This is a genomic window from Streptomyces sp. NPDC060209 (assembly GCF_042728155.1).
In the GTDB taxonomy this organism is placed as follows: Bacteria; Actinomycetota; Actinomycetes; order Streptomycetales; family Streptomycetaceae; genus Streptomyces.
Genome location: NZ_JBHWZS010000432.1, coordinates 1 through 5974, shown reverse-complemented (window position 1 = coordinate 5974; position 5974 = coordinate 1). Strand labels below are relative to the sequence as shown.

The following is a 5974-nucleotide window of genomic DNA, read 5'->3' as shown; positions in this document are numbered from 1 at the left end:
GGTCCTGCCCCCGAGGCAGGTCCGGCCGCTTCCGTGGTGGGAGACAGCTACTGGACGGGTTCCGGTTCCGGCTGGTCAACCGGCTCCTTGTCGCCCGCCGGGTCGGCGGGTGTCTTCACCGATTCCAGGAGCAGCTGCGAAACGTCGACGACCTGCACCGACTCCTTCGCCTGGCCGTCGTTCTTCTTGCCGTTGACCGAGTCGGTCAGCATGACGAGGCAGAACGGGCACGCGGTGGAGACGATGTCCGGGTTGAGCGAGAGGGCTTCGTCGACGCGCTCGTTGTTGATGCGCTTGCCGATCCGCTCCTCCATCCACATCCGGGCACCACCGGCGCCGCAGCAGAAGCCGCGCTCCTTGTGGCGGTGCATCTCCTCGTTCCGCAGACCCGGGACCTTCGCGATGATCTCGCGCGGGGGCGTGTAGATCTTGTTGTGACGGCCCAGGTAGCAGGGGTCGTGGTACGTGATCAGACCCTCGACAGGGGTCACCGGGACCAGCTTGCCCTCGTCCACCAGGTGCTGGAGGAGCTGCGTGTGGTGGATGACCTCGTACTCGCCGCCGAGCTGCGGGTACTCGTTCGCGATCGTGTTGAAGCAGTGCGGGCAGGTGGCGACGATCTTCTTCGTCGCCTTCGCCTTCTTGGTCGAGTCGTCCTCGTCGTCCTCGCCGAACGCCATGTTCAGCATCGCGACGTTCTCCTGGCCGAGCTGCTGGAACAGCGGCTCGTTGCCGAGGCGGCGGGCCGAGTCACCGGTGCACTTCTCGTCGCCGCCCATGATCGCGAACTTGACGCCCGCGATGTGGAGGAGCTCCGCGAAGGCCTTCGTCGTCTTCTTGGCGCGGTCCTCGAGAGCGCCCGCGCAGCCGACCCAGTACAGGTAGTCGATCTCGCTGAGGTCCTCGACGTCCTTGCCGACGATCGGGACCTCGAAGTCGACCTCCTTGGTCCACTCGACGCGCTGCTTCTTGGCGAGCCCCCAGGGGTTGCCCTTCTTCTCCAGGTTCTTGAGCATAGTGCCCGCCTCGGACGGGAACGCGGACTCGATCATCACCTGGTAGCGGCGCATGTCGACGATGTGGTCGATGTGCTCGATGTCGACCGGGCACTGCTCCACGCACGCACCGCAGGTGGTGCAGGACCACAGCACGTCCGGGTCGATGACGCCGTTCTCCTCGAGCGTCCCGATGAGGGGGCGCTCGGCCTCCGCGAGGGCGGCCGCGGGGACGTCCTTGAGCTGCTCCTCGGTGGCCTTCTCGTTGCCCTCCATGTCCTTGCCGCCGCCGGCCAGCAGATACGGGGCCTTGGCGTGCGCGTGGTCGCGCAGGGACATGATCAGGAGCTTCGGGGAGAGCGGCTTGCCCGTGTTCCAGGCGGGGCACTGCGACTGGCAGCGACCGCACTCGGTGCACGTGGAGAAGTCGAGGATGCCCTTCCAGGAGAACTGCTCGACCTGGGAGACACCGAAGGTGTCGTCCTCGCCCGGGTCCTCCCAGTCGATCTCCTTGCCGCCCGTGGTCATCGGCTGCAGAGCGCCGAGCGCGACGGCACCGTCGGCGTTTCGCTTGAACCAGATGTTCGGGAAGCCGAGGAAGCGGTGCCAGGCGACACCCATGTTGGTGTTGAGGGAGACCGTGATCATCCAGATCAGCGAGGTGCCGATCTTGATCATCGCGGTGAAGTAGATGAGGTTCTGCAGCGTGCCGAGCGCGAGGCCCTTGAAGGCGAGCACCAGGGGATACGAGACGAAGTACGCGGCCTCGTAGCCCTCGACGTGGTGGATCGCGCCCTCGAGACCGCGCAGGGCCAGGATCGCCAGGCCGATGACGAGGATGACGTACTCGACGAAGTACGCCTGCCAGGCCTTGGAGCCGGCGAAGCGCGACTTGCGGCCGGCCCGGGAGGGCAGGTTCAGCAGCCGGATGGCCATCAGGGTGACGATGCCGAGCACGGTCATGATGCCGATGAACTCGATGTACATCTCGAACGGCAGCCATCCGCCGACGATCGGCAGGACCCAGTCGGCCTGGAAGAGCTGTCCGTACGCCTGGAGCAGCGTCGGCGGCAGGGTCAGGAAGCCGATGGCGACGAACCAGTGCGCGAAGCCCACGATCCCCCACCGGTTCATCCGGGTGTGGCCGAGGAACTCCTTGACCAGGGTGATCGTGCGCTGCTTGGGGTTGTCGGTGCGGCTGCCTGCCGGCACCGGCTGTCCGAGACGGACGAACCGGTAGATCTGCGCGACGGCTCGGGCGATGAGCGCAACGCCGACGACAGTCAGCACCAGCGACACGATGATCGCGGCGAGTTGCATTTGGGGGCTCCTCGGGCCTGCGAGGGTGGGATCCAGCGCGTACAAGCGATTACTAAGCAGTAACTTAATCAGTCTGTGCTGACACTATCCACTTATTCCGCCACGCTGTAGTTGGGCAGGCGGTGATCTGTGTCGCTCAGGTGAGCCTTCCCCGGACGTCGCAGTCCGCGTACTGCCGCACGTAGGGGGATGCGTACGGATTGCGCCAGGATCGCCAGGTCGAGCCCTGTCCCATGATGCTCTGCGTAGTGCGCGTCGAGGAGGGCGGGTTCGTCCCAGGGCATTCCGGAGCGGGCGCGCACCTGGGCCAGGCCGGTCAGTCCCGGGCGGAGATCCTGCCGCCAGCGCCCGGCCGCGGGTCCGAGGCGAGCGGTCTCGTCCGGAGTGAGTGGCGCCGGGCCGACGAGGGAGAGCTCCCCTCTTACGACATGGGGCAGCCGGGAGAGCAGGTCGAGCCGGAACCGTCTGGTGCGCAGCGAGCGCAGCTCGAAGGAGCGGCCGCCGAGACCGACCCGGGTCTCACGCCTCAGTACGCCTTCCCGGCCGCGGGGCGGCCGGAGGGTGAGGGCCAGGGCGGCGAGGGTGAGTGCGGGGGCCGTCAGGAGCATGAGCGCCGAGCCGAGCAGCAGGTCCAGGGTCCGCTTGACGGTCATGGCCGCCAGGACCCCGGTGACGCGTTCGGCCGCCACGGTTGCCAGGGTGACCCCGGTGACGCGGACGGCGGCAGGGCCCGCCGGCCTGCCCTCCGCCGGCGCGGCGGGGTGTCGTTTCCTTCGTGCCGCAGTCTGCTTCGCGTTCCGCATTGCACCTGCCCGGAGTCGATGACGTGACGGTATGACCGTCTCGATCCATTTTGTGACAGAACGATCCCACGGTGCGATGGTGGGTGGGGTGTGTGCGGCGCGCCACGCAGGGCAGGTGTCGCGGATCCCGGAGGCCCCGGCGGGTCTTCCTGGAGGCCTGAATGCGGAAAATGGCTGATCAGAGCACATGCGAGCACATAAGTTGAGCGTAAGTGGCTCAGGTCCTTTGACTCCGGCCTGGGTGTCATGCATCCTTGAGTCAGATCCACTCAAGTAGTCAGTTGGAGGAATTGAAATGGCACGTGCGGTCGGCATCGACCTGGGCACGACTAACTCCGTCGTCAGCGTTCTCGAAGGCGGCGAGCCCACCGTCATCACCAACGCCGAAGGCGCCAGGACCACGCCGTCCGTCGTCGCCTTCGCGAAGAACGGCGAGGTGCTCGTCGGCGAGGTCGCCAAGCGCCAGGCAGTCACGAACGTCGACAGGACGATCCGTTCCGTCAAGCGCCACATGGGCACTGACTGGAAGATCGAGATCGACGGCAAGGGCTTCAACCCGCAGCAGATGAGCGCCTTCATCCTGCAGAAGCTCAAGCGTGACGCCGAGGCATACCTGGGCGAGAAGGTGGCCGACGCGGTCATCACCGTCCCGGCGTACTTCAACGACTCCGAGCGCCAGGCGACGAAGGAGGCCGGCGAGATCGCGGGCTTGAACGTCCTGCGCATCGTCAACGAGCCGACGGCCGCCGCGCTGGCGTACGGGCTCGACAAGGACGACCAGACGATCCTCGTCTTCGACCTCGGTGGCGGCACCTTCGACGTGTCCCTCCTGGAGATCGGCGACGGCGTCGTCGAGGTGAAGGCCACCAACGGTGACAACCACCTCGGTGGTGACGACTGGGACCAGCGTGTCGTCGACTACCTGGTGAAGCAGTTCGCCAACGGTCACGGCGTGGACCTGTCCAAGGACAAGATGGCTCTCCAGCGTCTCCGCGAAGCCGCGGAGAAGGCGAAGATCGAGCTCTCGTCCTCGACCGAGACCACGATCAACCTGCCTTACATCACGGCGTCCGCCGAGGGCCCGCTGCACCTGGACGAGAAGCTCACGCGCTCGCAGTTCCAGCAGCTCACCGCCGACCTCCTGGACCGCTGCAAGAACCCGTTCCAGAACGTCATCAAGGACGCGGGCATCCAGCTCTCCGAGATCGACCACGTCGTTCTCGTCGGTGGCTCGACCCGTATGCCGGCCGTCGCCGAGCTCGTCAAGGAGCTCACGGGCGGTCAGGACGCCAACAAGGGTGTGAACCCGGACGAGGTCGTCGCCATCGGCGCCTCGCTCCAGGCCGGTGTCCTCAAGGGCGAGGTCAAGGACGTCCTGCTCCTCGACGTGACCCCGCTGTCCCTCGGTATCGAGACCAAGGGAGGGATCATGACGAAGCTCATCGAGCGCAACACCACGATCCCGACCAAGCGTTCCGAGATCTTCACGACGGCCGAGGACAACCAGCCGTCCGTGCAGATCCAGGTCTACCAGGGCGAGCGCGAGATCGCGGCGTACAACAAGAAGCTCGGAATGTTCGAGCTCACCGGTCTGCCGCCGGCCCCGCGTGGCGTGCCGCAGATCGAGGTCGCGTTCGACATCGACGCCAACGGCATCATGCACGTCGCTGCCAAGGACCTCGGCACCGGCAAGGAGCAGAAGATGACCGTCACCGGTGGCTCCTCGCTGCCGAAGGACGAGGTCAACCGGATGCGCGAAGAGGCCGAGCAGTACGCCGACGAGGACCACCGTCGTCGTGAGGCCGCCGAGTCGCGCAACCAGGGCGAGCAGCTCGTCTACCAGACGGAGAAGTTCCTCAAGGACAACGAGGACAAGGTCCCCGGCGACGTGAAGACGGAGGTGGAGACCGCGCTCACCGAGCTGAAGGAGAAGCTCAAGGGCGAGGACACCGCCGAGATCCGCACCGCCACCGAGAAGGTCGCGGCCGTCTCCCAGAAGCTGGGCCAGGCGATGTACGCCAACGCCCAGTCCGAGGGTGCGACGCCGGGTGCCGAGGCGCCGGGCGACGGTGAGGCCAAGGCCGCCGACGACGACGTCGTCGACGCCGAGATCGTGGACGACGAGAAGGACACGAAGGGCGGTGCGGCGTGACCGAGGAGACTCCGGGCTTCGACGAGAAGCCTGACGTCCCCTCCGGCGCCAACTCCGACGACGTCGAGCCGAAGGCAGCCACCCCCTCCGAGGAGGAGGTGGCGGCCCCGGCCGGGGACGTGCAGCAGACAGCGGCACTGACGGCTCAGCTGGACCAGGTCCGTACCGCGCTCAGCGAGCGCACGGCCGACCTCCAGCGGCTCCAGGCCGAGTACCAGAACTACCGTCGCCGCGTCGAGCGCGACCGGGTGACGGTCAAGGAGGTCGCGGCCGCGGGTCTCCTGACCGAGCTCCTGCCGGTGCTCGACGACGTCGGCCGGGCCCGGGAGCACGGCGAGCTCGTCGGCGGCTTCAAGTCGGTGGCCGAATCCCTGGAGACGGTCGTCGCGAAGCTGGGCCTCCAGCAGTTCGGCAAGGAGGGCGAGCCCTTCGACCCGACGATCCACGAGGCCCTGATGCACTCGTACGCGCCGGACGTCACCGAGACGACCTGCGTGGCGATCCTGCAGCCCGGGTATCGCATCGGGGAGCGCACCATCCGCCCCGCGCGGGTGGCCGTGGCCGAGCCGCAGCCGGGTGCCACACCCGCGGCGGCGAAGGAAGAGAAGGCAGACGACGAGGAGAGCGGTGGCACCGAAGAGGTCTGACATTCCGTCCGACCACTGCGGTGAACACCGACGGGGCGTGCGGCCGGCCACGGGGCC

4 protein-coding genes are annotated in these 5974 nt (G+C 67.2%); 2 read left to right on the top strand and 2 right to left on the bottom strand.

What is annotated here, in order from left to right:
* Positions 1-47: 47 nt before the first annotated feature.
* Entirely contained in the window at positions 48-2315 is a 2268-nt protein-coding gene (locus ACFWFI_RS40385) for a heterodisulfide reductase-related iron-sulfur binding cluster (protein WP_387400567.1), read from the bottom strand.
* A gap of 92 nt (positions 2316-2407) precedes the next feature.
* On the bottom strand, positions 2408-3118 hold the full coding sequence (locus ACFWFI_RS40380) for a sugar transferase (RefSeq protein WP_387400565.1): 711 nt from the start codon (positions 3116-3118) through the stop codon (positions 2408-2410).
* A gap of 295 nt (positions 3119-3413) precedes the next feature.
* On the opposite strand from ACFWFI_RS40380, the gene dnaK reads away from it, so the two are divergent.
* Complete coding sequence (dnaK, locus tag ACFWFI_RS40375; RefSeq protein ID WP_387400563.1) at positions 3414-5270, top strand: molecular chaperone DnaK; 1857 nt, start codon at positions 3414-3416, stop codon at positions 5268-5270.
* A complete protein-coding gene (gene grpE / locus ACFWFI_RS40370; protein WP_387400561.1) occupies positions 5267-5917 on the top strand; it encodes a nucleotide exchange factor GrpE in 651 nt (216 codons plus the stop codon). The genes dnaK and grpE overlap by 4 nt, the downstream gene beginning before the upstream one ends.
* The last annotated feature ends 57 nt before the right edge of the window (positions 5918-5974 follow it).